Genomic DNA, 25,545 nt, shown 5'->3' with positions numbered 1-25,545 from the left:
GGAACCAGTCCGACCGGCGGCCGACTAGGCTCACCTCCATTTCCGAGCCAGCCCCTGACCCTCGCCTGCAGTCCTTGATCAACCAGCTCCGGCCGGGGGCCGTGAGAACGGTGAAGGTCACCGGGTTCGACGGAGCGGACATCCTGGTGCAGCTCGTAGATGCCGAAGGGGAGAAAGCCGAGATCGGTCGGATTCCTGGGCATGAGGCGTCGATACGTCGGGTGGAGCATCCATCCGAGCTGTTCGGGGTCGGCCAGGAGATCGACGCCGAAGAGATCGGGCGTTGGCGCGAAGGTGAGCTCCACCTCTCCGCCAGGGCATGCGAGATTCCGGCCCTACGGTCCTTCCTCCTCGCGGTCGAACGAGGGCAGGTCGTGGCTGGGACGGTCGCCGAAGTTCACAACTTCGGGGTCTTCGTTCACATCGATGGCGAACCGAACGGTCTCTGCACCGGCTTCATCCGGGTGCCGGACCTGACGTGGGGCTGGATCAACCACCCCTTCGAGGCAGTCGAAGCCGGCCAGCGGATCACCGCTGAGGTGATCATCACCGAGACGCGCTCCGGACAGGTCACGCTCTCGTTGAAGGCTCTGCAGGAGGACCCACTCATCCGGTTTGCGGATCAGGTCGGCCGCGTTCTCACCGGGCCGATCACCAAGATCGTTCCATTTGGTGTGTTCGTGCAGCTTGCTCCCGACGTTGTGGGGTTCCTTCACCTCTCGGAGCTGACTGATGAACCGGTCGAGACCCCGGATCAGCTTGTTGATGAAGGCGAGCTGATCACGGTGAAGGTCGCCGAGGTCGACCTCCAGCGCCACCGGGTGCGGCTGGGCGCCGCTGGTGGAGCGGACAGAATCTAGCGAACTGTCCCAAGAAGACTGTCAACTCGCGGGTGGTTGCAAGAAGCGTGACCACTTGGTGTCAACAAGCGTGTCCCACCGGCCAGAAACGACCAGCTCGCCGAGCCTCACCGGTTCCAACCAACGTGTCCAGCCTCACTTTTCCAGCCAGATTACACTTGGTCGCGCTGGTGTGACTGAGCGTTTCGCTTGGTGGGTGAAGGACTTGAGCTGGCGGCTATTGGGAAGGCGGCGGAAGGGCGTCCGCGAGGATCGCGCGGCGGGTGCTGAGAGCGGCGGCCAGCAGACTTTCGTCCAGTCTCATCTCGGCGTCGCGGGTGGAGTCATTGACGGGGATGCGGGTACGTCTGTCGATCAGCGCCGTCACGGCCGGCAGTGCGGGGCGTGCGTGGCCGCCCATTCGGGCGAGACCTGCCAGGTAGTGCTCGCCGATCGCGTAGTCGGCCAGGTGTGGTGTCATGAGGGCGAGCAGCCGCGGCAGTGTGGAGGGACCGGCGTGCCGCAGCCACAGCGGGGCGCACTCCGCCTGCGAGCGGCCGGGGCGACGGAAGGTCAGGTTGTATAGCTGGGCCGCCTGTCGGAAGGTCAGCGGGCCCGCGTCCATGAGGGCCCCGAAGATCTCGGAGGCGTGAGCGAGACGGGTGATGCCCACAGGCTCGGAGGCGAGGAGCGCGGCGCTGGATGCGCTGTCGTGCGCTGTCGCGGTGGACGACATCCGGCGGGCCCTCGGGGACGGTGTGCAGGGGACTTCGGCGAGGAGAGCTCTGTGTGTCCGCTTCGCCGCCTCGGAGATCGAGGCTGTCGTGAGGGCCGAACCAAGAGCCGGGGTGACCGTCTGGCCGCGGTGCTGGACGAGCAGCGGCAGCAGCCTGACCGGGGCCACGCGCCAGTCGTGGCACGCCTCGCGGGCCAGATCGGCGCCGATGTCCCGAGTTGCGGGGGCGGCGAGGAGGCGGGCCACGAGGGTATAGGTGTCGTGCTCGCGCCTCAGTCCGTACAGAGCCTCGCCCCAGATGTGCCCGATGTCCTCCAGGTGGTGCGCGGCCTCCCGGACGTCGTCGAGGAGTGCGGCGTCCAGGGAACGCCATCGAGTGGGTGGCGCTGCGCGTAGCGTCTCCAGGTGGGCGAGGAAGCGGACCGACGCGAGGTCATCATCCGTCAGGTGGGCGGCAGTCGGCCCAAGCGCCCTGGCCAGGATGGTGCGCACGACAGGATCGGCGAGTTCGCCGAGGGCCGCGAGAACCAGGCCGGGTTGCCCGCGGTAGCCGAAGAGGCACGCGGCTCGGCGCCGTACCTCCTCGTCGGGGTCACTGAGCCGGGCCACCGCGGTGTTGACGGCCTCCGGCCAGGGCCGTTCGCGGGCCAGGCTGTCGAGGAGGTCCAAGGCCTCTCGGCGCACGAAGGGGGTGTCGGCGTGGGCGAGGTGGAGCAGCCGGGTGGCGACGGGGCCGGTGCGGTCGGCGCGTATCGCCTCGAAGAGCGCGATGCGGGAAGGGTGGGCGGGTGTCGTGGCGGTGCCGTCGGCCACGGCCTCGTCCGGCCACGTCATCGAGCGGGGCGGAGGCCGCCCTTCCGCGCTGGAGCTTCGATCATGCGGCCGATCATCCCACATGACACAAAGGCTCGGGCAGGGCGCTGTCAGCCTGAGCACGGTACGTGGCGAAACTCGCCAACTGAAGTGCTCAGTCACAACCTGTCCTTGAGCCGAAGCACGGTAGTTGTCACAAAGGCAGGCTTGTTGTCACCAGCACGGTGGGGCCGTCGCCTGTGACTGTGCGGGCTGCTCGCCCATGCCGCGCTGCTCACCGAACTCGCGCACCTCGCGCCGGGCGCCGGCGTCGACCAGCTGGCGTTCGCGGCCCGGCTCACCGCCGCCGGCCCCGAGACCACCGGCGATCTCGCCGCGCTCCTCGCCCGCTCCCGTTCCGAGCAGAGCTCACTCTCCGCAATGCCCCGGCCCTCCCCGATCCCATCGGGTTGACCGACGCAGCGGACATAGGCTGACTCAACTACTGAGATTGAATTCGTGATGTCGGGGGGAGCCCTCTACCTGGCGCAGGTGGTCGATCACGGCGAAGACGGCGCGGGGACTGGGCTGGGAGTGGCCGGCGTCGGCAGGTTGCCTCAGAGTCGGGCCGAGCGCGGGGCGCCTTTAGTAGCTGTCGTAGCTGGGCTTACCGTGCGGCCGGTAGACGCCGACGATGGTGCCGCCCTTCGTCGTCGAGACGCTGACCGGCTCCAGCGCGGTGGGGATCGCTCCGTCGGCGAACAGCCGCTTGCCGGTGCCGATGATCACCGGATGGATGGTCAGCCGGTATTCGTCGACGAGGCCGTGCCGCATGAGGGTCTGGGCGAGGTCGCCGCTGCCGACGACGTTGATGTTGCCGCCGTCGGACGCCTTCAGCTTGTGTATGGCATCGACGATGTCGCCCTCCAGCAGCGTGGAGTTCTGCCACCCGACGGACGTCAGGGTCCGAGACGCCACGTACTTGTGCATGCTGTTCATCCGATGGGTGAACGGGTTGTCGGGATCGGCGGTCGGCCAGTACGACGCGAAGATCTCGTACGTCTTGCGGCCGAGCAGCATCGCGTCGGAGTGCTCGTACCAACCGGCGATGGCCGCACCGACCTCGTCGTCGGCCACCGGTTTCTGCCAGCCGCCGTGCTCGAAGCCGCTCTCAGCGTCCTCGTCCGGACCGCCCGGCGCCTGCATGACGCCGTCCAGCGTCAGGAACGTGCAAACGATGATCTTGCGCATGGTGCGCTCCCTTCGTTGACGGGTAGACGGCACCTCCGCCGGAAACTCATCGGCGGAACTTCCGCGGGCCGAGCGCTCCGAGGGCGGCCCCGGGATCGGCGAGCCGTAGACAGGCGATCGATCCCGCCGCTCCCGGAACGGGGGCGGCGGGACGGTACTCAACACAGCGGCTTGGCCACGTTTCGGGTCCTAGCTGATGCTCACCCGGAAGATCTTGTCCGAGCCGTCCGCCTCGCCTCCGTTGTTGTCGCTGTTCGTCGTCGAGAGCCAGAGCTGGTCGGCGCCCGGCACCTTGGTGACCGTACGAAGGCGCCCGTACGTGCCCACGTAGTACGCCGTCGCCGTACCGACGTTCTCCGTGTCACCGGTGATCGGGATCCGCCACAGTCGCTCCCCGCGCAGGGATGCCATGTAAATGACGTTGCGGACGATGGCGATACCGCTCGGAGAGGCCTCGGAGACGTTCCACGTCTTCTTCGGGTTGGTCATGCCGGACACATCACACGTGCCCTCGCAGGTCGGCCAGCCGTAGTTGGCGCCCGGCTTGATCAGGTTCAGCTCGTCCTTGGAGCTGTTGCCGAACTCCGCTTCCCACAGGCGCCCGTTGCGGTCGAAGGCGAGGCCCTGCGGATTGCGGTGACCGTAGCTGTAGACGTAGTTGTTGAACGGGTTGCCGGGGGCGGCCTTTCCGTCCGTGGTCATGCGCAGGATCTTGCCGTTGAGCGAGTTCTTGTCCTGCGCGAGGTCGGGCGTCTGGGCCTCGCCGGTCGAGACGTACAGATAACCGTCGGGGCCGAAGACGAGCCGGCCGCCGTTGTGGTAGCGATTCTTCTTGATGCCCTGGAGGAGGACTGTGTAGCCGGTCAGCGAGCTGCCGTTGTACGTCATGCGGACGACCCGGTTGCCCTCGGACGCCGTGTGCATGAAGTACAGGTAGTGGTTGGTCTCCCACTTGGGGTCGACCGCCACGCCCAGCAGTCCGCCTTCGCCGTTGGTCGTGACGGCGTTCGGCACGGTACCGACCTGCGTCTTCGTTCCGTCCTTGGTCACCTTCCATACCCGGAAGTCGTCCCGCTCGGTGACCAACGCGGTCTGTCCGTCGGGCATCCAGTAAGTGCCCCAGGGGATGGTCCAGCCGCTGGAGACGGTGGCGATCGACGAGGGGACACCGCCGTCCGTCACACACGCCTTCGTAGTGAAGCTGACGGTGTTGCTCTGCTCGGACACATTGCCCGCCGCATCGCGCGCCACCACGTTCAGCCCGTACGGGCTGTTGCAGGCGAGCCCGGTCAGCGAGGTCGACGTACCCGTGACGGTCTTGTAGACGGTGGTGCCGCTGCGTACGTCATAGCCGACGACCGCCTTGTCGTCCGTCGAGGCGCCCCAGCTCAACTCGGCGCTTCCGGCGGTCACGTTGGCGGCCGACAGCGTGCCGGGCCTGCTCGGCGCGGTGGTGTCGGTGCTCTTCGCCGTCGTGCAGTCCACGACCGGGCTGGCGGCCGAGGCGTTACCGGCCGCGTCCCTGGCGATGACCGTCAGGTTGTAGGTGGTGTTCGGGCTCAGCCCGGTCAGCGCCTTGGAGGTCGCACTGCCCGCGGCCTCGCTGATCTTGTTGCCGTGCTCGTAGATGTCGTACGCGGCCACGCCCACGTTGTCGGTCGAGGCACCCCAGGACAGGGTGAGCCCGTCCTCGGTGATCGCCGAGCAACTGGGCTGCCCGGGACGGCTCGGGACCTGCGCGTCGGTGGAGGAGAGTTCGAAGTCGAGATAGTCGGTGTTGGCCAGGCCGCCCGAGGCCGTCGCGGTGAGCCGGATCTTGTTGCTGCCCGCGTTGACCGGGACGGAGACCGTCGTCGTGGTCCAGGCGGACCAGGTGCCGGTGGACGGGAACGAGTAGCCGGACTTGACCACGGTGCCGTTGACCGCGATGTCGGCCGGGCGGTCCGCCGTCGTGCCGTTGGCGTACCGCAGGGCGAGCTTCGCGTTGCCCGCGCCGACGGCGTTGACGGTGAACTCGACGTAACTGCCCGCCGAGTTCGGGGTGTTCACGAAGCCGGTGCCGGAGTAGCCGGCGAAGTTGTCGTCGACGGTGGAGCCCGAGACGTATGACGCGTTCTCCGCCTCGTAGCGGGTGGGGGCCGCCGCGGCGGCCCCCGGTACGGCCTGGACGAGTCCGGCACCGAGCAGCACGGCCGTGCTCGCGGCGATCCGACGGAAGATCTTCATGGTTGACCCTCCCTTCAGCCCGTGTACTGGGCGAAGACTTTGAGGTAGTCGTACGGCTGCTGCGAGACGCCGCTGCACGCGTCACCGGCGGAGCCGGAGCCGCAGGCCCGGTCGCGGTTGACGGACCAGTACGTGAGGCGGGCGATGCGGTGCTGCTGGGCGTAGGCGAGCATGGTCTTGAAGTCCGCGACACGGACGAGTTCGCCCGAGACGTCGGTCTTGCCGTTCATCGACGACAGCCCGATGTGTGCGTACGCCGCCGAGTCGGCGTAGCCGTACGCGGACTTGACTCGCGCCTTGAGGCCCTCCATGGCCTGGGTGGTCAGTGTGCCCATGTTGCTGGAGCCGCCTCCGAAGTCGAACGGCATAATGCACCAGATGTCGTTCGCCAGACCGGAATTGGCTCCGCGTCGGATCATGTCGACGCCGGTGGAGTCCGGGCCGCTGGTCGTCGTGCCGAAGGTGATGATGGTCTTCAGGCCGGAGTTGTTCGCCTTCACGATCTTCAGCGCGTCGATCACCCGCTGCCGGACCGTCGCGTTGGACCACTCGGTGTTCTCGATGTCGATGTCGATGACCTTGAGGCCGTACGCGTTGATGACCTTCTGGTACGCGCCGGCCAGCGCCGAGGCGCTGGAGCACTTCTCGCCGAGTTTCGCCCCGCTCCAGCCGCCGACGGAGACGATGACGTCACCGCCGGCCGCCCGGATCGTGTTGATCTGCGACTGGTCGTTGCCGCCGGTCAGCGGACGCGAGCCGTCCCACTTCGGGTTGCAGGAACCGTCGGAGAGGATGAAGGCGAGCGTGAACCATTTGACGCCGGTCGCAGACATCACCGAGGTCGGGTTCTGCGGGCTGCCCCAGCCGAGGTACTCGTACGGCGCGACGGCCATGCCCGGGGCGGCAAGGGGTCTCGACGTGGCCGCGTGCGACGCCTGCGGCGTGGCGAACAGCAGCGACAGCAAGAGCCCCAACAGGGCGGCGAGGGCCACGCCGGGACTGCGTGGATGTGCGGCGGTATGCACGTGGATCGTCCTCCTGGAGTGGGGGGTGGGATGTACTCGTTGCGGGTGTTAGGAAAGATTCCTAACTGTCAGAGGACGCAAGTGTCCCGAAGCTGGAAGAACAGACGGGTCTCGCCGGGCCGGAGGGTCGCGCTGTACGAGTTGGTGATCGCGTCCTTGTCGGAGCCCGACCACAGGTCCGTGACGTCGCCGGAACCTGTGAACCCGACCTGCGACCAGTTCACGCTGACCGTGGAGTTGCCGGAGGTGCCGGTGTTGCAGACCTGGTCGTCGCTGCCGATCTCCAGCGAGTCCAGGTCGTTCCTGCCGCCGCGGCCCGCGTCTGCTGCCAGTTGGCGGCCGAGGTGAAACGGGCGCAGCCGTGCGCCCAGTCAGTGAGGGGGTTGCCGCTGCCGTTCGAGCCCGGACCGTGCGCCTTGCCTCAGGCGTGGACGCCGGGATGTCCTGGCTGCCCACCCCGTCGATCCTCAGGTAGTCGACGCCCCAGGAAACGAACTGCTTCGCCCACGAGTTGACGTACTCCTGCGCGCCGTTGGTGTCGGCGCTGGAGCCCTGGATGGTGGCGCCTTTGTCGACCTGGAGCGTGACCTCGCTCTTCATGTGGGTGCTGTTCTTGGCCTTGTACTTGCCGGCCGGAAGCGGACCGTGCCGCCACAGTCGGGGGGTGGCTGGCGCGGAGGGCTGGGTCAGCCCGAGCACGATGGCGAACGCGAAGAACACGGTCGCCGCCCCTCGCTTGCGCTGCCGCATGGGGCGGCTCCTTACACGAGTTGGTAGCCGCGCAGATTGCTGAGCAGGAGGTAGCAGTCCTGCAGAGACCCCGAGGTGTCGCCGAGGGAGCGGTAGATGCCCCACTTCGGGCGGACGCGGTCGGCGAGGAAGGTGTCGACGCCGGTCTTCGACTTGTCGATGACGGTGGTCGAGCCGTTCTTGAGGATCCAGCGGACCGAGCCCGCCGAGCCGTTGCCGACCTTGAGCTGGAAGTCGACGTCGATCCATTTGTTGTGCAGCGGCTCCAGATCCGTGCGCCCGACGAGGATGTCGTCCTCGAACAGCTTCAGCTCGATGGTCTGCACGCCGTTCACCCGGCGGAGCGACTGCACGACGATCGGGGAGCTTCCGGCACCAGGCTGCTTCATCTGCATGATGTGTGTGAAGGTGGTGGTCGCCTTCAGCGAACTCGGTATGTACATCGAGTACGTGACCCGCCAGGTCTGCCCCTCGGTCCACTTGAGGTAGTTGCTGCCGCTGCCGTTGCGCAGGCCGGTCACCTCGTGGCGCTGGCGGTCCGTGGAGGTGTCCCGGTCGACGGTGTGCATGTTGAAGCGCCAGTTGTTGCCGGTGGCGTAGATGTGCGGGGCGGCGCTTGGGTGCGAGTCGGCGCGGTCGTCCTCGATGGTCTCGAAGGCGCCGAGCTTGTCGCTGCTCGCCGACGGTGCCCACTTCTGCTGCCAGGAGGCGGCGTGTGCGGTGGTGGCGGGAAGGCCGCCGACTGCGGCCCCTGCGCCGACGCCGAGCGCCGCGCCCAGCAGAGTCCTTCTGGATGTGCTCATGGCTGACTCACCTCGTCCTGAGTGGGTTGGTCCCCAGCTCGTGTTCTGAGCTGCTCGTTCATGATCAGAAAGGCGCCGAGACCGTGGAAGTCGTTGGTCTCCCGAGGCCGGGCGATGTAGAAGGCGTAGTCGCCGACGTTGGTGCCGATGGAGATGTCGGTGAGGTTGGTGCGCCCGTCGGAGCCGAGCGAGATCTTGGCGAGGACGCCCTCATAGCCGCGCTGGGCGATGGACTTGTAGTGCGCGTGGAGGTAGCCCTGCTGGGCGCCGCGCGAGAGGGCGTAGGTGAACATGCTGGAGCAGGAGGTCTCGGTCCAGTTGTCGCTCCTGCTGCCCTTGTCGATGACCTGGAACCAGCGGCCGGTCGCCGGGTCCTGGTACTTTTCCAGGCCTTTCGCCAAGTCCCGCAGAATTCCGATGAGTTGAGGTCGGCGTACGTGGTTCATGGGCAGCGCGTCCAGCACGTTGACGATCGCCATCGAGTACCAGCCGACCGCCCTGCACCAGTGCTCGGGGGCGAGTCCCGTTCCGGGATCGGCCCAGCTGGCGGTCTTCGACTCGTCGTAGGCGTGCTTCAACAGGCCGTTGGACACCTGAAGGTGCCTGCCGTACACGTACAGCTGCTTGGCGGCCTCGTCGTTCGCGTACGCCGAGTCCCCGAACTCCTTGCCGTACTCGACGAGGAACGGGTTCACCATGTAGACGCCGTCCGACCAGAGCTGATGGGCGCGGCTGCTGGTGTCGGCGTGCCAGAAGCCGCCGTCGGACGTGCGCGGGAAGGTGTCGAGCCGGTCACGGATCTTCTTGGCCGCCTTGCGGTAGCGGTCCTCGCCGGTCTCGCGGTGCAGGATCACCAGCAGCCGTCCGGCCTGCATGCTGTCGAGGCTGTTGAAGCCCTGGTCCATCGATCCGTCGCTCTTCACGAAGCGGTCGACATAGCTCTTGATGTACGAGAGATAGCGCGCGTTGTGCGTGCGCTGATAGGTGAGGTACTGCCCGTAGAGATACAGGCCGACGGGGTACGACCAGCCGCCGATGGTGCTCGGCGTGTAGCGGGCCGTCGTCGAGTCGACCATGGCGACGGACCAGTCGGCGGCGGTGGCCGGTCGCGCGACAGCCGTGTGCTCCAGGGGAGTTACCGGGGCGGTCGCGGTGACCGTCAGCAGCCCGGCGGTGGCGAGCGCGCCGGCCGTCAGCGCGGCGCTCAGACGTCTCATGATCCTTCCTCTCACCAGGGTCGACCTCAATCGGCTCGACGGGCTCAAAGGGCTCAATAGGCTCGATAGGTGTAGGCGAGGTCGGTGGTGCGCAGGGCGCAGGTGCGGCAGGGAGCCCGCATCCAGTCCTGCCCGGTAGGCGTTGTAGGCCTTCGACTCCCGCCGGATCTGGGCAAGTTGGCGCTGTGTGACGTTGAGTGCGTCGAGAGAACCGGGTGTTGGCCGGCTCGATGCGTTCGGCGCCCCAGTTCGGGGCGAGGCTGATCAGCTTGTCGAGGGCGTCGCCATTGGTGTGGTGCAGCGCGACATTGACTCGGTGAATTCGGGAGTCCTCCAGCGGGCCGCGCTGCCGTCGTCGCGGACAGACGTTGCGGGCACGCCCGTTACCGGTCGCCGAGTGGGTGGGCGGTGACCTCCAGGGCGGTCTCGACGACCAGATACCTGGGTGTCTCCGACACCAGGTCCTCCGATGTCTCCAGAATGATCCGTTCCGTGTGCTGGGTGTCGTACGCTGCCTCGTTCATGTGTGCGTACCCGCTTTCCCGAGAAACGAGGGGTGTGGGGTTCAAGAGCGATCCCAGGCAGGAGCTGGCGTTCACATGTGCGTACTGCGTTCAGTAGTGTGCAATAGAGTTCCGGTGTGGGTGGACGTGGTCAATGGTCCGGACCGATAAGGTCGGATCCATTTCTGGCCAATCTCCGGTCCGCACTCAGCAATCACGGCGAACCCACCGGCCAGGAATGCGCCGTGGCCCGTGATCGTTCGGCGATCGGAGTACCCAACCGACGACCGAAGGTTCAATAGCTCGCGATCAAGGCCGCCCGCGAGCATGCCCAGGCGAGCAGTTGGCGGTTACGCAGGCGCGCTTACCCGCCGCCAGTCCCTGCACGCCACCCTCGTACATCGGATCTATTTTTCGGCTCACTGTGAATATTGACGCCCTATGCAGCCAGTCCTACGCTGCACCAGGTCGATAGATCCGATGAATATGCAACGTTCCTGTGATTCGCCCGCTCGACCACGACACGCATGACGCCAACCGGGAAGGATTGACATGCACCCCACAAGACGCACGGTTCTGGCCGCCGGTGGCTTACTCGCCGGAGGCGCCGCCTGGGCGATGACCTCCTCGACGTCCGCCGCCGCAGCCGCCTCACCCACGGACGGCTGGAACAAGACCGCTTTCACCTACGGCATGCAGAAGCCGTGGAACCTGGATCTGAGCGACCGTTACAGCAACAGCGGCGGCGTCCACCGGATGTGGGTGTACAGCACCGACGAGCCCATGTCACAGGGCAGTTCCACCGACCCGCGCACCGAGATGCGATGGAGGCAGCAGTACACCTCCGGACAGCACATGTGGGACGCCGACGTGTACATCCCGTCCGGCACGAACGGCGCGACCTTCGTGCAGATCCTCCGTGTGATCCACCCTGAGGGCACACCTGCCACGGACTTCATGCTCAACGCCTACAGCGCCGGCGGCGGCACGGTGCGGGCCTATGACCGCACGGTCCTGAAGACCAACGCGTACGACACCTGGTTCAACGTCAAGCTCGCGCACAACGCCTCCAACGGCAGCGTCAAGGTCTACTTCGACGACGAGCCGGTCCTGACGACCGAAGACCGGGGACCTGCCACCCGCCACTTCAAGAACGGCGTCTACCACCACGGCAGCGGCCGCGCCGAGGCGCGCTTCCGCAACATCACGTACTGGACGCGGTGAGCCATGCGGAGACGAAGGGTAATCACCGCGCTCGGCGGACTCGGCCTCGCCGGTGTCGGCGCCACACTGCTGCCGGGACGGGCGGACGCCGCTGACGAGGTCTACTTCCAGAACCGTGGCAGCGTCGAGGGCTGGGACCATGCCTACGCGCAGAAGGACGGCGTGATCGAGACCGTCGACTCACCCACGTACAAAGGCGCGCACGGCCTCGCGGCGACCCAGACGTACATCGAGGAGACCGGCGGCTACCACTCCGAGGTGATCCGACGAGGAGCGCAGAGCGTCGGCGAGGACCGCTACTACGGACAGGCCATCCGCCTAGCGTCCGACTGGACGTTCCACGACCAGAACGTCACCTTCCAGCAGTGGTCGCCCGAAGACCCCGAAGGACCCTGGCTGTTGATGTTCGTCATGGGGTCCACGATCCGGTTCGGTGGCTCCGGCGGTATCAAGGGGACGGCCGGGTCGATCAGTGGCCTGCGGGGTACCTGGATCAGGATCGTCACCCGGCTGAAGCTCGCCGGCGACGGCCAGGGCGCCTTCGAGGTGTGGCTGAACGGCACGAAGACGGTGAGCCGCACCGGCATCACCGTCCTGCCGTCCACCTCGCGGACGATCCGCTGGTCCAACGGGATCTACTGCACGGCCTGGCGTGACGGGACGCCGAGCGGCCCGCGGACGCTGACGATCCTGCACGACAACCACAGGATCGCCTCCGCCTACGCCCTTGCCGAACCGGCCAACTGGGCTTGACGCACATGTCGTTCGAGGACCGTGAGCAACTGTCGCACCTTGGAGGCCCCCGGATCGGTGCCGGGCGGCACGGCGATCGCCGCGCTGCCCGGGGCCGTCGAAGCCGCCCCCACCCCCTGCCGTCGACGCCACCGAGAGCGAAGGCCTCGTCGCCGCCGGTTCTGGCGGTGATCATGAGGTGTCGAGTCCCTGATCACCACGAGGCAAGACCGTGCCTGCCCGCTCATCCTCGATCATCCCGGGCCCTCTGGGCCAACTCACCGGCGCCGCACCGACCGCCCCCGATGACCTCTCCGGCCTGCTGACCTGCCTGGCTCAGGTGCCCGATCCCCGGCGGGGCCAGGGCCGACGCCACCCGCCTCAGATGTAGAGGAATCCCAGAGCGGTACCCACGCACAGGCCGAGCACGGTGTGGACGAGGAGCACGGTGGCGTTGGTGCGCTCCTGGCGTGTCTGTGGATAGATGTATATCCGGCGATTTTCGGCCTTTTGTATGTCCTGCACCCAGACCTGGCGTCGTACGGATTCCCTCAGGCCGGTCTTCAACATGAGGGAGACGAACCAGCCCGTTACGCCTGCGCCCAGCAGGGCGAGGATTCCCATGAAGACTCGCCATGGCCACGGAGCCTCCGTGAAGAAGACGGGCCAGGCGAAGACGAGCGTCGCGCCCACAAGCAAGGCTTCGATGATGAAGACCATGACCACCGGGCCCGTCTGCCGTCGCTGCCTCGACTTCATGCCGTCGATCAGTATCGCCGCGACGATGCCCCACGGGCCCAGCATCAGATAGCCCCTGCCGCCGCATGTCCTGTCCGGTCCGCAGTGTCCCTGTGCCATCGCCGCGAGCAGGGCGAGCGATACGACGACACCCCACGCGGCGAGTGCCAGCACCACGAACAGCCGTAATCGCCGCAGCACCAGCGCGCGGCCCGATTCGGGCTTCGCGGACGGTTCCGTCGTCCGAGATCTCTGCTTCCCCATCGCCTCTCCCCCCGTTGCCCCACATGCCTCGGCCCCCACGTTAGCGCCGCCCCATCACATCCTGGAGGGGCGCGTTTCTCGATACCGTCGCTGCGATGCGTCAGGCTTTCCTCGCATGGCGTGCCGCTTCTCGCAGGCACTCACTCGCGAGCTCCGCGGGGTCTGCTCGGTCACCCCGTAGACGCGTTCCGGGGCGACCTTGCCGGTGGTGACAATCCGTCGGCGACGCACGATCTGGACGGCCTGCACCGCGTGGGGGAACGCGATCTTGGTGACGGCGGCGGCCTTGATCCGGCGGATCTCGTCGCGGCCGTGCGCGGTGGCCCGGGTCCTGTCCAGGAGTGGCACCTCCCGCCAGGGCAGGGCCTTCAGCCACCGGTGCAGGGTGGTCTCGTGGGTCTTGCCGTCCACCTCGCGCTGTGCGGTGACCAGGCCGGTCCCCGTCATTGGGGCGAGCAGGTGGACCTGGGTGCCGTCGGTGCGGCGGGCACTGCGCACGGTCTTGCCGTCCACGGCGAGGGAAGGCAGAGGCCGGTCGCTGTCGTTCTCCTCCTGGCCGGCGGCGCGTTCGCGCCCGGCGAGCCTGCTTCCGACGTCCGTATCCAGCGCGTCGCCGTCGATGCGCTGCAGGATACGGCGCACGGTGGCCTCGGCCGGGGCGACGGGGCCGCGGTCCGGCTCCCGGCATGGGCCACCGACCCGGGCCAGGACGTGCGGCGGGGCGTCGGCGGCCCACTCTGCGATCGCCGCCAGGGACTTCGCTCCGGCCAGGACCGCGCAGCGGCCAGGGACAGGACGAAGGCGAGCGGGTGGCGTCGGCTCTGGCCCCGCCGGGGATCGGGCACCTGAGCCAGGCAGGTCAGCAGGCCGGAGAGGTCATCGGGGGCGGTCGGTGCGGCGCCGGTGAGTTGGCCCAGAGGGCCCGGGATGAGCGAGGTTGAGCGGGCAGGCACGGTCTTCCGTCGTGGTGATCAGGGACTCGACACCTCATGATCACCGGAAGTCGTGCCTGCCTCCGCGTCAGCCCCCGGCGACCACCCCGCGGTCCTGCCCCAGCTCCTGAAGCCCCATCAACCCGGACACACCGTCTGAACGACGCCGCCCTGCACTCAAGGTGGCCACCTCGGTATTCATCTTCACCGGTGAACTCTGGACGGCTTCCATGCTGTCGCCGCACCCGGCAATGTCACTCGAAAGGCGCTTGTGTTCCGGTCGAGTTCTCTCTTACCCCGCATCGTCCCGCGTCGCCGCTGCCGCACCTGCGACCTACTCTGGTCCACGCAGCAAACCCCGCTCGGACGGCATGGATCCCATGACAGGAGATGTGATGCTCGATTCTCCGTTTCGCTCGCGGCTGCCCCCGACCTTTTCCGACATGCGCGTCTGCCGGAGCAGCTCATGCGAAACAGCCCGCCTGTCCGAGTCCTCTTTTTCCGCCTGGGCGCGCGGTGATCTCGAAGAAAGCATTCGCGCGGCGAAGGCCGCCGGCCACAGCGAACCCGAATGCACCGGAAATTGCAAGGGATTGGCAAAGATCTGGCACGCTGCACTGCTGGTCGGTATCCGCGATCTTTCCGCCGGTGCCCGGGCGCTTGCCGACGTGGACGAGCTGACGGCGGCACGGCCCGAGGCCTACGGCGCCCTGGCGGTGGCTTCGCTGCTGTGCGCGGCGGATCTCGCGCTGGCCGAGGGAAACGTCCCCGCCGCTGTCGATCTCGCGCGCAAGGGCGTCCGCCGGGCGCGGCGAACGGGCCCCCACCGCTTTCTGCCCGATGCGCACACCGTGATGGCGCTGGGCGCCCTGCGACAGGGCAACACGGGCGTGAGCGCGGAGTTCGCGAACCAGCTGCGCGACTGCGCGCTGCTCGGCCAGAGGGCCCACCGGCCGAGTCAGTGTGCTTGGGCCGCGGCCCAGCTCCTCGAGGTGCAGGGCGGCGCGCTGAGCGCGGCCCAGCTCGTCGTGGGCATCGTCACGGACGACCGGCTGTTGCTGGAGCTGCTGGCGTCCCAGCCCGCCGCGGCCGCCTGGCTCGTCAGGGCCACGCGGAAGCTGAGCGACGAGGCGCTCGCCCGGCGGGTGGTCTCGCAGGCCTGCGCGCTCGCTGCGCGCAACGGCGGGCTGCGGTCCGTGTCGGCGGCGGCGGTGCACGCCGGCGGACTGCTGGAAAGGAATCCGGAGCGGGTCCTCGCCGCCGCCGCCGCGCATCTGGACCCTTGGGCCGCCGCGTCCGCCCGGGAAGACGCCGGAAAACTCCTCGCCGCCCGGCCCGCGGAGCGCCAGCGGGCGGTCGAGGCCCTGGAATCGGCGGTGGACGGGTACGCCGATTCCGCCGCTCCCCGCGATGCCCGCAGGGCCGTGAGCCGGCTGCGCTCGCTCGGAGTGCGGCGGGGCCGCTATCCGACGTATGCCGACCTGGACAGCATGAACACGAACTCACTGACCAATACCGAGGCCGCGGTGGCCGAGCTGGTCAGTCAGGGGTTCACCAACTCCCAGGTCGGGGAGCGGCTGTTCATCTCAGGCCACACCGTGGCCTTCCACCTGAAGAAGATATTCCGGAAGATGAATGTAGCCTCGCGGGTGGAACTGACGCGGGCGTGGAGCCAGCCTCCGGCCCCGGCCGTCGGGAACGCGCGGGCCCGCTGAGGAGGACCCGTCAGGTCTGCGGGCTCAGAAGCTGTGTCAGAACCGGTGATCTGTGACGTTTTGTGACTGGTGCCGACCGGTGGGTCCGGGCACTGCGAGTCACAACAGGGGCTGGAATCGGCCATGTTGGCTCGTTGTCTGGTGATGTTGGTGGTGTGAGGTGGACTCCGGGCGCATCGCCGGGCCGGGGTTCCGCAGCCGACGCAGGACGCCGACGCTTCGGCCCACGCCGGGTGGTGCGCCATGGCCCCAGGCCACCGGTAGCGGTCCCAAGTGTCGACGAACTTGTATGGCGTACCGCCGAGGCGAGCCCCAAAACGGGCGTGGGGACAAGGGGTGCCCAACGCTGCCCGCGTCGCAGCTCACATGCGGCATGGGGACCGCTTCCACGCTGGCCTGAGCCGCTTGGCACCCTCACCCAGGCCCGGGCAACTCCGTCGACTGACCTCTTCCCGGCCGGCGGGAGGCGATGTCGGCTTGCCCTGCACGCCAGGACGGCCTTCCGCTATTGCGGTCCGATGGCTTTGAGCCAGTCCTCGACGGCGAGGACGTCTGCCCACTGCGGGAACAGCTTTTCGGTGAGCATCGTGTGCACCTCGGGGTCGGTGTCGAGGCAGGCATCCGCCAGGACGGTGAGGCCGAAGTCCAGGTCGATGGCGTGCCACAGGGTGGACAGCACTACAGCGCTGGTGGCGATGCCGGTGAGAACAAGGCTGTCGATATCGCGAGCCCTGAGCACCAAGTCGAGGTCGCTGCCCGAGAACGCGCTCCCCCGCCTCTTGGTGACCACGACGTCGCCCTGCTGGGGCGCGACGTCGTCATGGATCTGGGTGCCAGGGGCACCCTCGGTGAACAGGCCGGCCCGCACGACGTTGGTCATCACCCTGTTGCGAGGGCTGACTTCCGGATCGCCCGGCCGTAACCCCATCACCACGTAGATCACGGGGATGCCGACAGCCCGGGCACCGTCGATCGCCCTGCGCAAGCGCGGCACGTATCCGGAACCGTCGTCGGCGATGGCCACGACGTCCCGTTGGACGTCCATCACCAGAAGTGCACTGTTCGCCATGCCTGCTGTCCCTTCTCCGTGGAAGAACAAGAGCGAGTCGGATCAACCGAGCCGCGCGTCAGTTACGGAGCCGCTGGTCCTTCTCGGCCCAATCTGCAGGCGCCATCTCACTTGGACACCCGTCTCGCCAGGGGCTTCCGGCCCACCCGGCACCCGTATGCGCTCAACCTCGGTAAAGCCCAAGCGGCGGGCGACCGCACCACTCGCGGAATTGGCTGCGTCGTGGTGGATTTCGATGCGATCGATGCCCGGCAGGTCCCGTCCCGCCTGTACGAGGGCAGCCGCGGCCATAGTGGCCAACCCCTTCCCCGTCCACGCGTGATGGAGCCAATACCCGATGTCCAGACCGGCAGGTCCAATCCGGCGATGCAATCCGCAACTGCCGACGACCACTCCACCCGAGGTGATCGCGTAGTTGTATTCCTGCCCCGTGCCCCACTGCTCCTCGGAGTAGGCCAGAAACCCTTCCCCCTGCTTCCGGTCGTGGGTGGCCGCAAAGGGCATCCATGGCAGCAGGTGATCACGCGACTCGGTGATCGTCCGATGCAGGGTCTCGATGTCGTCGACACGCCACCGACGCAGTTCGACCTGGTCAAAGCGAAGCACATCAGCAGGCTGTCCCATGACCGTGATGCTGCCTCAGCATCACTAGATCGACAACGCAATTACCAGCACCGAACCTACGGCCATCGAGTGCTGAACACCCCTCCCGCCAGGGGATTCCCGCCGTCCCGGAACATCGGCAAGGATCTCCGCCTGCTCACGGGTGGTGAGCGCCTACGGCCCGTTGTGGATGTAGGCGTGGCCAGCGTGACCGTGCTGTGTAAGGGCGAGCGCGGCGACGCGGACAATGCCGAAGGTGTCCGCGGGCACGGTCTTGCCGGGGGCCGCTCGCTTCCCTAGACACGGCCTTCGTCGCGGATCATGGAGAGCCACCACAGCGCGTTCGACAGCAGGGTGTTGGTGCGCAGGTAGGTGACGTCGAACCCGGACTCGGCGTCGCACCCACAGTCCACCTCACACACCAACATCACCGGACGCCAGGCCAACACGGTCGATTCCGGCCGCTGTTGCGACTCGCAGTGCCCGGACTCACCGGCCGGCACCAGTCACAGAACGTCAAAGATCACCGGTTCTGACACAGCTTCTCACGGCGGTGGCCACCAGGCCCTGGCGTACTGTCCACCGCCCCTCGAAGTGCGTCATCCGCCGGCCGCCCACGAGGGGCGCGGGGATCAGCCGCGCGGCCTGGAAACCCCCGTGCGGCGGCGTTCCCGGGGCGGCCCGGAACTCGAGGTCCGCGTCCGTGAAGTCGAGTGGTCCCCGGTCAGCGGGAACCACGCCTTGTAGACGGACTCCTTGGCGCTGAACAGCAGTTGGTCCCAGTGCACGGCGGCAGGTCGCTGACGGCCGGCAGCTGTCCGCCGCCGGCCGTCCCGGTCACCGCTCGCGTCACCTCGCGCCCCTTCACACCGAGGTGGTCGGCGGGGACGTCAGCTCGCGCGGCCTGGGGCCGGCCAGGCCCATCTCCGCCTCGGCGTTCTCGTCGATCCGGGCCATGGCGACGCGGAGGATGGGTGGCGCCATCAGCGAGGTCACGATCGCGACGAGGATGATGACGGTGTACGTCTCGGGGCCGAGTATCCCCAGTTGCAGGCCCACCATGGCCACGATGATCTCGATCACTCCGCGGCAGTTCATGCCGGCTCCGAGCGCGAGGGCCTCCCAGCGGCCCAGTCCGCTCATCTTCGCGCCGATGTAGGCGCCGGCGAACTTGCCGAGGATCGCCACGGCGAGCACCGCGCAGGCCGTGGCCAGGACGGTGGGTACGGCCAGCGCGGACAGGTCCACCCGCAGGCCGGCCGTGGCGAAGAAGACCGGTGCGAGGAACGCGAGGACGGTGGTCCGCAGCGGGGCCAGCTTCTTGCTGTCCAACTCGCCGCTCGTGCCGATCAGTACACCGCACACGAAGGCGCCGAAGACCGCCTCCAGTTTCAGCGCCTGCGTCGCCGCCGCACCGAACAGCACGATCAGTGTCGCCACCGCGACGGTGGGCGCCGGCGACGCGGAGCGGCCGGCCGCGCGCAGCGCCCGCTTCACCACGGGGCGGCCCACCAGCCAGGCGACCGCCACGACGGCCACGGGGTAAAGCAGGGAGGCGGCGACCGTCGCGGTGCTCAGTCCGGCCGTCGCCATCGCCGACACGACGGAGAGCAGGAACCAGCCGACGGCGTCGTCGAAGACCCCGGCGGCCAGGGTCAGTTGGCCGATGTCGCGGTGCAGGAGGTTCATGTCGATCAGGGTCTTGGCGATCACCGGGATCGCGGTGACGCACAGGGCCACGCCGAGGAACATGGAGAAGACCGTCGTGCTGGTGCCGCCGGGGATGAGCGAGGCGGGCAGCAGGAAGCCCACGCCGACGCCGAGTGCCAGGGGCAGCAGCAGACCGGCGAGGCTGACCCGGACCGCGGTGGCTCCGCGCCGCCTGACGAGGTCGAACTTCAGCTCCATGCCGGTGATGCCGACCAGCAGCACGACACCCAGCTGCCCCACCGCGTCGAGCAGATGCAGCTGGCCGGGGTCCTTGGGCAGCAGCCAGTCGGCGAGAGCCGGCCATACGTGGCTCAGGAGCGAGGGGCCGAGGAGTACGCCGGCGAGCAGCTCGCCGACGATCGCGGGCAGGTGGAACCGCGCGGCCACCTGCCCCAGGACCGTGGCCAGCAGAAGCAGCACCGCCACCTGGAGCAGGAACACCAGCAGCGAGTGGTGGGGCAGGGTCGGTACCGGCGCGGAGCTCATGCCGGTCACCTCGCGATCCGGGCTGGGCACGGCGCGACGGCGTCCTGGCGGGCCAGCCGGTCGGCGAGGAGCCGGGTGACGGGGGTGCTCTGTTCGGCGAGGAAGAAGTGGCCTCCGGGGAACACGTGCAGCTCCGTCGGGCCGGTGGTGTGCTCCTCCCAGGCCACCGCCTCGGCGAGCGAGACCCGCGGGTCGCTGTCCCCGGTGAGCACCGTCACCGGGCAGTCCAGGCTGCGGCCGGGTGCGAAGCGGTGGGCCATGACGGCCTGGTAGTCGCTGCGGATCGGAGGCATGATCAGTTCCCGTAGCTCGGGGTCGGCGAGCACCTCCGCGGGGGTGCCGCTCAGTCTGAGCAGTTCGGCCAGGATCTCGTCGTCCGTCCTCGGGTCGACCTGTTCGCCGCGGTCACAGGACGGGGCGCGCCGGCCGGAGGCGAAGAACCGTACGGGCGCGGGGAGTCCGGCATCCTGCATCCGCAGCGCGATCTCGTAGCCGAGGACGGCGCCCATGCTGTGCCCGAGCAGCGCCAGTGGACGGTCGTCGAGGTGGCGTATCGCCGCGAAGATCCGGTCGGCCATCTCGGAGAGGTCGGTGATGTGGGGTTCGTTGCTCCGGTCCTGCCGCCCCGGGTACTGCACCGCCAGCACGTCCACCGCGGGGGCGAGCCCCTTGGCCAGCGGGAAGTAGAAGCTCGCCGATCCGCCGGCGTGCGGCAGGCACACGAGGCGGACACTGCTGTCCGGCGCCGGGTGGAATTGACGGACCCATTTGCCGAACGGTTCCGGTGTTTGAGGCACGGCCAGAAATTCCTTCCGGGAATCGTCCGTTGGCACGCTCATGCATGGCACTCGCCCTACTGAACGTGCCGGGAATGGAAGTGGCCTTGAGTTTCGCTGGAGAAGTGCCATCGGTTCGCCCGCGCGGTGACGTCGATTTCGTGCGTCTTGGCATCATGGCCGACGGTCTGCCGTTCACCCGTAGGAGGCGATCGCCGTGAAGATAGCCGTAGACACCGACCGGCGCGTCGGCGCGGGTCAGTGCGTGCTCATCGCGCCGGAGGTGTTCGACGTGAAAAGCACGTCGAGTGGCACCACTTGAATTCAGGTCCAGATCCGCTCGGATATCACTTCGGGAACAAAAGAAGACCGGTGGCAGGCGGTTCCCTGCGGACAGGAACCGTCTGCCGTCGGCGAGGCGGGCCGTGCCAGGTGTCTCAGGCCCGGCCCGGCGGTGCGAGCGCGTCGGTCAGGGTGACCACTTCGGTGAGCAGCTGCTGGAGCGTCGCCTCATGGCCTTCGGCGGGTGCGAAGGTCGTGAACGTCTCGAAGTCGGTCGTGAGCGACAGGTTGACCTGGGTGTGTACGGCCGTCAGCTGGACCGCCGAGGCGATGTGCCGCAGGTGGTCGAGGGCGCGGGAGCCGCTGACCTGGCTGCCGTATCCGACGCAGCCGGCGGCCTTGTTGTCCACTCGTGGTAGACGAAGTCGATGGCGTTCTTCAGGGACGCCGGGATCGACCGGTTGTACTCGGGGGTGACGAAGACGAATCCGTCGAGCTCGGCGATCTTGGTGGCCTGGGCGCGGGCGTGGTCGTGTTGGTAGGCGCCCGTCCGCTGCGAGCGCGGCTCGTCGAACAGCGGAAGGCGGTAGTCGGCGATGTCGACGAGTTCGAAATCGCGTCCTCGCGCGCCCGGGCCGTCTTCTCGACCCACTCCGCGATCTGCGGCCCGACGCGGCCGGGACGGGTGCTTCTGAGGGCGATGCCCATGGTGGTCATGCGTGTCTCCAGGTGCGACATGGTCATGGGCAAGGTCAACAGGGTGCCTGGGCGCGCCGGAACCTACGGTGCGAACCAGCCAGGCGAAGACCGCGCTACGGCAGCACGGTCTGCGGCACGGACAGCTCGACGGGCCGGCCGGTGCGTACCGCTGCACGGGCCTCCCCGATGATCCGCGCGTGCGCACGCCTGCCGCACCGTCCGGGCCCGCGCCCTCGCCCCGGCGGACCGCGGCGATGAACTCGCCGAGCACGACGGCGTACGGGTCGTCCCCGCGGGTCTCCCACCGTTCACGGCAGGCGGCGGAGTCGAATCCGCCCAGCAGCGCGGGGCGGCGGTGAACTCCACGCTCGCCCGGTCCTCGATGAAGGTCATGTCCGGCCCGCCGGCGTCCCCAGCGGCCTGGCCGGGCCCCACCTACGGTCGATCGACGCGACGGTTGCGTCCGCGTAGCGCACGGTCAGCAGGGCCGCGCTCTCGACGCCCGGCTCCGCGCTGAGGACGCGGTTGGCCTGCGCCTGAATTCCGGTGCCGCGTCGAGTATTTCTCCAGGGATTCTCAAGCCGCACTCGAAAAAAGGGGGAGCAGAAAAGAAACCGCCGTGATCCGGTGGTGCGGGATCACGGCGGGCTGTGCGGGTGCGGTGAGGGGGCTCACCCGGACTTGCGGCGGAAATTCCGGCTCTGCCCCTTGGGGCCGCCCAGGCCCTTGATCTTCTGGCGTCCCTCCTGGTGTGCCTGCTGGGACCTGGCGACGCGGGACTTGCGCTCCAGGGCCTCGCGGAACTTGCGCTTGGCCTCGTCCTCGGGCTCGTTCCCGGCCGCGGGCCCGGTCCCGGGCTCGTTCTCGGCCGCGTCGTTCTCCTGCGTATCAGTCACGCATTACCTCCATAGGTCCTCAGCTTTTTTACCCCATGATCCGATGAAGTCAACTCGTTTTCTAGCGGTTCCCAGTGGGGCTGCCCCTTCGCTCGCGGTGACGTCAGTGGTGTCATCTGGAGGGAACTTCCATGGGCGAGACCAAGGAGCGGAAGCGCTCGCTGCCCATCGCCAACTCGCCGATGAGCGAGGCAGGCGGGGGTCCTCGGAGTATTCCCGGCGGCCAGGCGCAGGTGCCCGACCACGTCGAGGGTGCATTTCTCCCAGTCCGCGTAAGGCCGCGCTCGGCCTCCTCAGGGAAGATGTGCCGGGCGGTGTTCAGGCCCGGCGTCGGTCGGCGGTAGAGGAGCCCGGCGAGGCGGTTCCCGGCGGGCACGTCCAGGCGGTGGTCCATGATCAGCGCGGGTGCGTCGGCGACCAGGACGCGCAGCAGTTCCGGCCGGATCCGCCCGCCCGGCGCCTTCGCGCGGCGGCGCTGCCGCGCGAGCCGGTAGAGGTGCCCGCGTTCGGTCTCGTCGAGGCCGAGGACGCGGGCGAGCGCGTCGAGGACCTGCTCGGAGGGCTGGGTCGCGCGGCCCTGCTCCAGACGTACGTAGTAGTCGACGCTGACTCCGGCCAGGTGCGCGACCTCTTCGCGGCGCAGCCCTTCGACCTGGCGGCGGCGGTCGGTGGGGATGCCGACGACCGCCGGGTCGACCCGGGCACGTCGGGTCCGCAGGAAGCCCGCAAGATCGTCCACGCCCCCAGTATGGCTCCCGATCGCCGCCGAGCCGACCGCCGCACTCACCCCCGGCGCCGGGCTGGGACCGGGCTGTGCTGTGACCGGCCGCGGGCTGAGCTGTAATTTGTTTGACCGGGCCACGGGTCAACGCTGCACTGTGGCGGGACGCCACGAGTCGTGGTGCCGGTATTCCGAGGAGGCAGCGGCGGCAATGGAGATCCGTTCCACGACCGACAAGGATCTCGACGTCTTCGTCGACACAGTCCATGCCGCGTTCGGGCGCTTCCCGGAAACCCCGGTCGAGGGCGGCGGGCTCTGGTGGTCGGCGCTCGAAATGGACCGCTGCCTGCTCGCCCTGACGGCGGACGGGCGGCCCGTCGGCACCGCCGCCACACACCCTTTCGAACTCACCCTGCCTGGTGAGACCCTCGTCCCGGCCCCCGGGGTGACCGCCGTCGGCGTCCTGCCCTCCCACCGGCGCCAGGGCGTGCTCAGCGCGATGATGCGGCACAAGCTCGCCGAGTTGCGGGCCCGCGGGGAGCTCCTTTCCGTGCTGCTGGCCTCTGAGGCCCCGATCTACGGCAGGTTCGGCTACGGACCGGCGACCTACATGGCGCGGCTGACGGTGCCGCGCCACAAGGCCGCCCTCGCAGTTCCCCGGGCCCGCACCGTGGCGGGAGACCCAGCGGCCGGCTCGGACAACGGCTCGGTCGAGGTGCTGCGTCGGGCCGAGTGCGGCGAGATCCTGGAAGAGGTCTACGACCGCTATCGCCGCGCCCAGCCCGGCGCGCTGTCCCGGCCGCACCGCTGGTGGGCCTTGCGCGCGGGGCAGCCCCCGATCTCGCCGGCGCCGCGCCACATCGCTGTCCACCGGGACGCCGACGGCGTCCCGGACGGTTACGCCAGCTACTCGGTCGAGTCCGGCACCCTGACCGTCGACGAGACCATCACCACCGACGACGCCGTCTTCACGGCCCTGGCCCGGTTCGCACTCGGACACGACCTGGTCTCTCAGATCGTGTTCCAGCACGTCCCGCCCGACCACCCGGTGCGCTGGCAGCTCGCGGACTTCCGCGCCGGCGAGGTGAGCGACGACATGGACTGGCTGTGGGTGCGGCTGCTGGACGTCCCGCGTGCTCTGACCGCGCGCGGCTGGTTCATGGACGGCGACCTCGTCCTCGACATCGACGACCCGTTCCTCGGCGAACACGGCCGCTATCTGCTGACCGTCCGGGACGGCAAGGCCGACTGCGTTCCGACGGATCGGGAGCCAGACCTGTCCCTGGACGTGAGCGACTTGGGTTCGGTCTACCTCGGCGGCACCGCCCCGAGCACGCTTGTGCGTGCCGGACACATCCGGGCCCACCGCCCGGGTGCGGCCACCCTCGCTGACGCCCTCTTCCGCGCCGAGCGTCCCCCGCACTGCCTGCACTGGTTCTGACCGCGCGCTCGCCGACCCTGCACAAGTTCCGTTAGCCCACAGTCACCCGTCGGGGCGGATGCTCCCGACGCGCGAAGGGGTAAGTGGGCGTGGGCGTGGCCAGGAGCGCGGAGACGGCAGCGACGGCGGCCGGGCTGGAACGGGCGCCGTCACGAACGGCCGGACAACCTGGCTCCCCGTGCCGCAGCTCGACGAGGAACTGCCCCGCCACCGCTGGCTCGTCCACGGCCGAGCGGTCCGGGAATGAATCGTCGGACTGGGCATGCTGCCACGCCATGCCGGTGAACCTACGCGGTAACAGCTCTAGTGTCTGCGGCCGGTGGTGGAGGCGATGCCGAGCCAGGTGTGGCGGTTGCCCCACCAGCACCAGCCGATCTTTGGGGCGTTGCGTCGTTTCGGGCCGTCGCGTCCGGTGCCGTTGCTGATCCAGATGACGGGGGTGCGGGCGTCGAGGGTGCCGTTTGGCTTGCGCAGCCGGGAGCTGATGGTCATGAAGCAGTGGTTGCGTTCGAGGATGGCGGGCTGCTGGAGCACCCAGTGGATGCCTTCGGTGAGCAGCAGCGGGGTGCGGTCGGCCTTGGACAGGGCGGGCAGTGCCTCGTCGGGGCTCCAGTTGGCCAGGTCATCGCCCCGGTCGAGGCCGGTGACGAGGTAGAGGGGGGCGTCGGGCAGGTCGACGGCATGGGGGGCGAAGTGGTCGGCGTCGGGCATGTCGGTGACGACGAAGCCGGGCTTGCCGTCGTGGCGGAGCAGTGGTGCGAGGGCGGAGGCGGGGGCGTGGTCCGGGTGGACGGCGAGCAGGGTGTCACTGCCGGCGTTCTCGGCGTTCGCGGCGAAGGTGCGTAGTTGGTCGGCGGGTACCCCTGCGAGCTCGTGCACCCCCAGGTCGATCAGGTGTTCTGCCTGGGTGGCGAGCGGCGGGAGAGGGGAGACGGCGGCGGTTGATGACGTGTCGGGCAAGGTACTCCTCGGTTCGCGCGGGTTGGGCCATGGCGGTCAGTGAATCGTGTGGTGGGGTGGGTGGCGGTGATTTTCTGGCTGGGTTTGAGTGGGTGTCGAGCGGGCGTGGTGTGCGGTGGGGGGGTGTGCCGGGTGCCGGCGGGGCTGTGGGTGGG

The 25,545-nt window shown here is 68.5% G+C and carries 26 protein-coding genes and 1 pseudogene; 7 read left to right on the top strand and 20 right to left on the bottom strand.

Annotated elements, in window-relative coordinates:
* Positions 1–74 precede the first annotated feature (74 nt).
* Complete coding sequence (locus tag ACTWQO_RS43860; protein WP_443242978.1) at positions 75–860, top strand: S1 RNA-binding domain-containing protein; 786 nt, start codon at positions 75–77, stop codon at positions 858–860.
* Between the two features lie 217 nt (positions 861–1,077).
* Here ACTWQO_RS43860 and ACTWQO_RS43855 read toward each other — a convergent pair whose 3' ends face one another.
* The 8 genes from ACTWQO_RS43855 to ACTWQO_RS43820 form a co-directional block, all read right to left on the bottom strand.
* Positions 1,078–2,409, bottom strand: coding sequence for a hypothetical protein (locus ACTWQO_RS43855; protein WP_443242977.1), 1,332 nt, complete (start codon positions 2,407–2,409; stop codon positions 1,078–1,080).
* A 603-nt stretch (positions 2,410–3,012) separates the two neighbouring features.
* A complete protein-coding gene (locus ACTWQO_RS43850) occupies positions 3,013–3,618 on the bottom strand; it encodes a dihydrofolate reductase family protein (RefSeq protein WP_443242976.1) in 606 nt (201 codons plus the stop codon).
* A 189-nt stretch (positions 3,619–3,807) separates the two neighbouring features.
* Positions 3,808–5,844 carry a PQQ-dependent sugar dehydrogenase gene (locus ACTWQO_RS43845; protein ID WP_443242975.1) on the bottom strand — a complete coding sequence of 679 codons (2,037 nt, stop codon included), beginning with the start codon at positions 5,842–5,844 and terminating at the stop codon, positions 3,808–3,810.
* Positions 5,845–5,858: 14 nt separating this feature from the next.
* Positions 5,859–6,869 (bottom strand): chitinase, encoded by a 1,011-nt coding sequence (locus tag ACTWQO_RS43840; RefSeq protein ID WP_443242974.1) that lies wholly within the window; start codon positions 6,867–6,869, stop codon positions 5,859–5,861.
* Between the two features lie 68 nt (positions 6,870–6,937).
* Positions 6,938–7,093: a hypothetical protein gene (locus ACTWQO_RS43835; protein ID WP_443242973.1), complete on the bottom strand. Its 156-nt coding sequence runs from the start codon at positions 7,091–7,093 to the stop codon at positions 6,938–6,940.
* A 537-nt stretch (positions 7,094–7,630) separates the two neighbouring features.
* The gene (locus tag ACTWQO_RS43830) at positions 7,631–8,422 is read right to left on the bottom strand and encodes a Tat pathway signal sequence domain protein (RefSeq protein ID WP_443242972.1); all 792 of its coding nucleotides are present in this window, start codon (positions 8,420–8,422) and stop codon (positions 7,631–7,633) included.
* On the bottom strand, positions 8,419–9,639 hold the full coding sequence (locus tag ACTWQO_RS43825; protein WP_443242971.1) for a glycoside hydrolase family 88/105 protein: 1,221 nt from the start codon (positions 9,637–9,639) through the stop codon (positions 8,419–8,421). Before ACTWQO_RS43825 ends, ACTWQO_RS43830 begins: the two co-directional genes overlap by 4 nt.
* Before the next feature lie 383 nt (positions 9,640–10,022).
* The gene (locus ACTWQO_RS43820; protein WP_443242970.1) at positions 10,023–10,163 is read right to left on the bottom strand and encodes a hypothetical protein; all 141 of its coding nucleotides are present in this window, start codon (positions 10,161–10,163) and stop codon (positions 10,023–10,025) included.
* A gap of 531 nt (positions 10,164–10,694) precedes the next feature.
* Between ACTWQO_RS43820 and ACTWQO_RS43815 the strand changes: the two genes are divergently transcribed.
* Together ACTWQO_RS43815 and ACTWQO_RS43810 are read left to right on the top strand one after the other, a co-directional pair.
* Positions 10,695–11,366: a polysaccharide lyase family 7 protein gene (locus ACTWQO_RS43815; RefSeq protein ID WP_443242969.1), complete on the top strand. Its 672-nt coding sequence runs from the start codon at positions 10,695–10,697 to the stop codon at positions 11,364–11,366.
* 3 nt (positions 11,367–11,369) lie between these two features.
* Positions 11,370–12,119, top strand: a complete 750-nt coding sequence (locus ACTWQO_RS43810; protein WP_443242968.1) for a polysaccharide lyase — start codon at positions 11,370–11,372, stop codon at positions 12,117–12,119.
* A 360-nt stretch (positions 12,120–12,479) separates the two neighbouring features.
* Here ACTWQO_RS43810 and ACTWQO_RS43805 read toward each other — a convergent pair whose 3' ends face one another.
* The 3 genes and pseudogenes from ACTWQO_RS43805 to ACTWQO_RS43795 form a co-directional block, all read right to left on the bottom strand.
* Positions 12,480–13,100 carry a hypothetical protein gene (locus tag ACTWQO_RS43805; RefSeq protein ID WP_443242967.1) on the bottom strand — a complete coding sequence of 207 codons (621 nt, stop codon included), beginning with the start codon at positions 13,098–13,100 and terminating at the stop codon, positions 12,480–12,482.
* A 54-nt stretch (positions 13,101–13,154) separates the two neighbouring features.
* Positions 13,155–13,742 carry a hypothetical protein gene (locus ACTWQO_RS43800; protein WP_443242966.1) on the bottom strand — a complete coding sequence of 196 codons (588 nt, stop codon included), beginning with the start codon at positions 13,740–13,742 and terminating at the stop codon, positions 13,155–13,157.
* Positions 13,743–13,757: 15 nt separating this feature from the next.
* Positions 13,758–13,844, bottom strand: a pseudogene (locus ACTWQO_RS43795) (hypothetical protein); the annotation flags it as partial.
* Positions 13,845–14,427: 583 nt separating this feature from the next.
* Between ACTWQO_RS43795 and ACTWQO_RS43790 the strand changes: the two are divergent.
* The gene (locus ACTWQO_RS43790) at positions 14,428–15,747 is read left to right on the top strand and encodes a LuxR C-terminal-related transcriptional regulator (RefSeq protein ID WP_443242965.1); all 1,320 of its coding nucleotides are present in this window, start codon (positions 14,428–14,430) and stop codon (positions 15,745–15,747) included.
* A 505-nt stretch (positions 15,748–16,252) separates the two neighbouring features.
* On the opposite strand, the gene ACTWQO_RS43785 is transcribed toward ACTWQO_RS43790, so the two are convergent.
* The 4 genes from ACTWQO_RS43785 to ACTWQO_RS43770 all read right to left on the bottom strand — a co-directional run bounded on the left by ACTWQO_RS43785 (position 16,253) and on the right by ACTWQO_RS43770 (position 20,412).
* Positions 16,253–16,816, bottom strand: coding sequence for a cysteine hydrolase family protein (locus tag ACTWQO_RS43785; protein WP_443242964.1), 564 nt, complete (start codon positions 16,814–16,816; stop codon positions 16,253–16,255).
* A gap of 42 nt (positions 16,817–16,858) precedes the next feature.
* A complete protein-coding gene (locus ACTWQO_RS43780) occupies positions 16,859–17,440 on the bottom strand; it encodes a GNAT family N-acetyltransferase (protein ID WP_443242963.1) in 582 nt (193 codons plus the stop codon).
* Between the two features lie 843 nt (positions 17,441–18,283).
* Positions 18,284–19,615 (bottom strand): cation:proton antiporter, encoded by a 1,332-nt coding sequence (locus ACTWQO_RS43775; RefSeq protein WP_443242962.1) that lies wholly within the window; start codon positions 19,613–19,615, stop codon positions 18,284–18,286.
* 5 nt (positions 19,616–19,620) lie between these two features.
* Complete coding sequence (locus ACTWQO_RS43770) at positions 19,621–20,412, bottom strand: thioesterase II family protein (RefSeq protein ID WP_443242961.1); 792 nt, start codon at positions 20,410–20,412, stop codon at positions 19,621–19,623.
* Positions 20,413–20,608: 196 nt separating this feature from the next.
* Here ACTWQO_RS43770 and ACTWQO_RS43765 point away from each other — a divergent pair, with 196 nt between their 5' ends.
* On the top strand, positions 20,609–20,713 hold the full coding sequence (locus ACTWQO_RS43765; protein WP_443242960.1) for a ferredoxin: 105 nt from the start codon (positions 20,609–20,611) through the stop codon (positions 20,711–20,713).
* Positions 20,714–20,828: 115 nt separating this feature from the next.
* Here ACTWQO_RS43765 and ACTWQO_RS43760 read toward each other — a convergent pair whose 3' ends face one another.
* Both ACTWQO_RS43760 and ACTWQO_RS43755 read right to left on the bottom strand, forming a co-directional pair.
* Complete coding sequence (locus ACTWQO_RS43760; RefSeq protein WP_443242991.1) at positions 20,829–21,083, bottom strand: hypothetical protein; 255 nt, start codon at positions 21,081–21,083, stop codon at positions 20,829–20,831.
* Positions 20,984–21,325 (bottom strand): NADPH-dependent FMN reductase, encoded by a 342-nt coding sequence (locus ACTWQO_RS43755; protein WP_443242959.1) that lies wholly within the window; start codon positions 21,323–21,325, stop codon positions 20,984–20,986. The genes ACTWQO_RS43760 and ACTWQO_RS43755 overlap by 100 nt, the downstream gene beginning before the upstream one ends.
* Before the next feature lie 133 nt (positions 21,326–21,458).
* On the opposite strand from ACTWQO_RS43755, the gene ACTWQO_RS43750 reads away from it, so the two are divergent.
* Positions 21,459–21,731, top strand: a complete 273-nt coding sequence (locus tag ACTWQO_RS43750) for a hypothetical protein (RefSeq protein ID WP_443242958.1) — start codon at positions 21,459–21,461, stop codon at positions 21,729–21,731.
* A 312-nt stretch (positions 21,732–22,043) separates the two neighbouring features.
* Here the strand turns inward: ACTWQO_RS43750 and ACTWQO_RS43745 are convergent, their stop codons facing one another.
* Together ACTWQO_RS43745 and ACTWQO_RS43740 are read right to left on the bottom strand one after the other, a co-directional pair.
* Complete coding sequence (locus ACTWQO_RS43745) at positions 22,044–22,268, bottom strand: DUF5302 domain-containing protein (protein ID WP_443242957.1); 225 nt, start codon at positions 22,266–22,268, stop codon at positions 22,044–22,046.
* 112 nt (positions 22,269–22,380) lie between these two features.
* Positions 22,381–23,007 carry a helix-turn-helix domain-containing protein gene (locus ACTWQO_RS43740; RefSeq protein WP_443242956.1) on the bottom strand — a complete coding sequence of 209 codons (627 nt, stop codon included), beginning with the start codon at positions 23,005–23,007 and terminating at the stop codon, positions 22,381–22,383.
* Positions 23,008–23,200: 193 nt separating this feature from the next.
* Here ACTWQO_RS43740 and ACTWQO_RS43735 point away from each other — a divergent pair, with 193 nt between their 5' ends.
* Positions 23,201–24,430, top strand: coding sequence for a GNAT family N-acetyltransferase (locus ACTWQO_RS43735; protein WP_443242955.1), 1,230 nt, complete (start codon positions 23,201–23,203; stop codon positions 24,428–24,430).
* Positions 24,431–24,733: 303 nt separating this feature from the next.
* On the opposite strand, the gene ACTWQO_RS43730 is transcribed toward ACTWQO_RS43735, so the two are convergent.
* On the bottom strand, positions 24,734–25,390 hold the full coding sequence (locus ACTWQO_RS43730) for a DUF5701 family protein (protein ID WP_443242954.1): 657 nt from the start codon (positions 25,388–25,390) through the stop codon (positions 24,734–24,736).
* Positions 25,391–25,545: the final 155 nt, after the last annotated feature.

Source organism: Streptomyces sp. 4N124, assembly GCF_052245395.1.
Classification (GTDB): Bacteria; Actinomycetota; Actinomycetes; order Streptomycetales; family Streptomycetaceae; genus Streptomyces.
Note: the sequence above shows the minus strand (reverse complement) of the source record. Positions and strands in the feature narration are given on the sequence as shown.

What these genes read in the sequence shown, in the direction of transcription:
- ACTWQO_RS43805 (WP_443242967.1), bottom strand. Translation starts at nt 13,100, where the DNA reads ATGGGGAAGCAGAGATCTCGGACGACGGAACCGTCCGCGAAGCCCGAA.
- ACTWQO_RS43735 (WP_443242955.1), top strand. Translation starts at nt 23,201, where the DNA reads ATGGAGATCCGTTCCACGACCGACAAGGATCTCGACGTCTTCGTCGAC.
- ACTWQO_RS43785 (WP_443242964.1), bottom strand. Translation starts at nt 16,816, where the DNA reads ATGGCGAACAGTGCACTTCTGGTGATGGACGTCCAACGGGACGTCGTG.
- ACTWQO_RS43790 (WP_443242965.1), top strand. Translation starts at nt 14,428, where the DNA reads ATGCTCGATTCTCCGTTTCGCTCGCGGCTGCCCCCGACCTTTTCCGAC.
- ACTWQO_RS43775 (WP_443242962.1), bottom strand. Translation starts at nt 19,615, where the DNA reads ATGAGCTCCGCGCCGGTACCGACCCTGCCCCACCACTCGCTGCTGGTG.
- ACTWQO_RS43815 (WP_443242969.1), top strand. Translation starts at nt 10,695, where the DNA reads ATGCACCCCACAAGACGCACGGTTCTGGCCGCCGGTGGCTTACTCGCC.
- ACTWQO_RS43830 (WP_443242972.1), bottom strand. Translation starts at nt 8,422, where the DNA reads ATGAGCACATCCAGAAGGACTCTGCTGGGCGCGGCGCTCGGCGTCGGC.
- ACTWQO_RS43855 (WP_443242977.1), bottom strand. Translation starts at nt 2,409, where the DNA reads ATGACGTGGCCGGACGAGGCCGTGGCCGACGGCACCGCCACGACACCC.
- ACTWQO_RS43820 (WP_443242970.1), bottom strand. Translation starts at nt 10,163, where the DNA reads ATGAACGAGGCAGCGTACGACACCCAGCACACGGAACGGATCATTCTG.
- ACTWQO_RS43845 (WP_443242975.1), bottom strand. Translation starts at nt 5,844, where the DNA reads ATGAAGATCTTCCGTCGGATCGCCGCGAGCACGGCCGTGCTGCTCGGT.
- ACTWQO_RS43810 (WP_443242968.1), top strand. Translation starts at nt 11,370, where the DNA reads ATGCGGAGACGAAGGGTAATCACCGCGCTCGGCGGACTCGGCCTCGCC.
- ACTWQO_RS43825 (WP_443242971.1), bottom strand. Translation starts at nt 9,639, where the DNA reads ATGAGACGTCTGAGCGCCGCGCTGACGGCCGGCGCGCTCGCCACCGCC.
- ACTWQO_RS43780 (WP_443242963.1), bottom strand. Translation starts at nt 17,440, where the DNA reads ATGGGACAGCCTGCTGATGTGCTTCGCTTTGACCAGGTCGAACTGCGT.
- ACTWQO_RS43850 (WP_443242976.1), bottom strand. Translation starts at nt 3,618, where the DNA reads ATGCGCAAGATCATCGTTTGCACGTTCCTGACGCTGGACGGCGTCATG.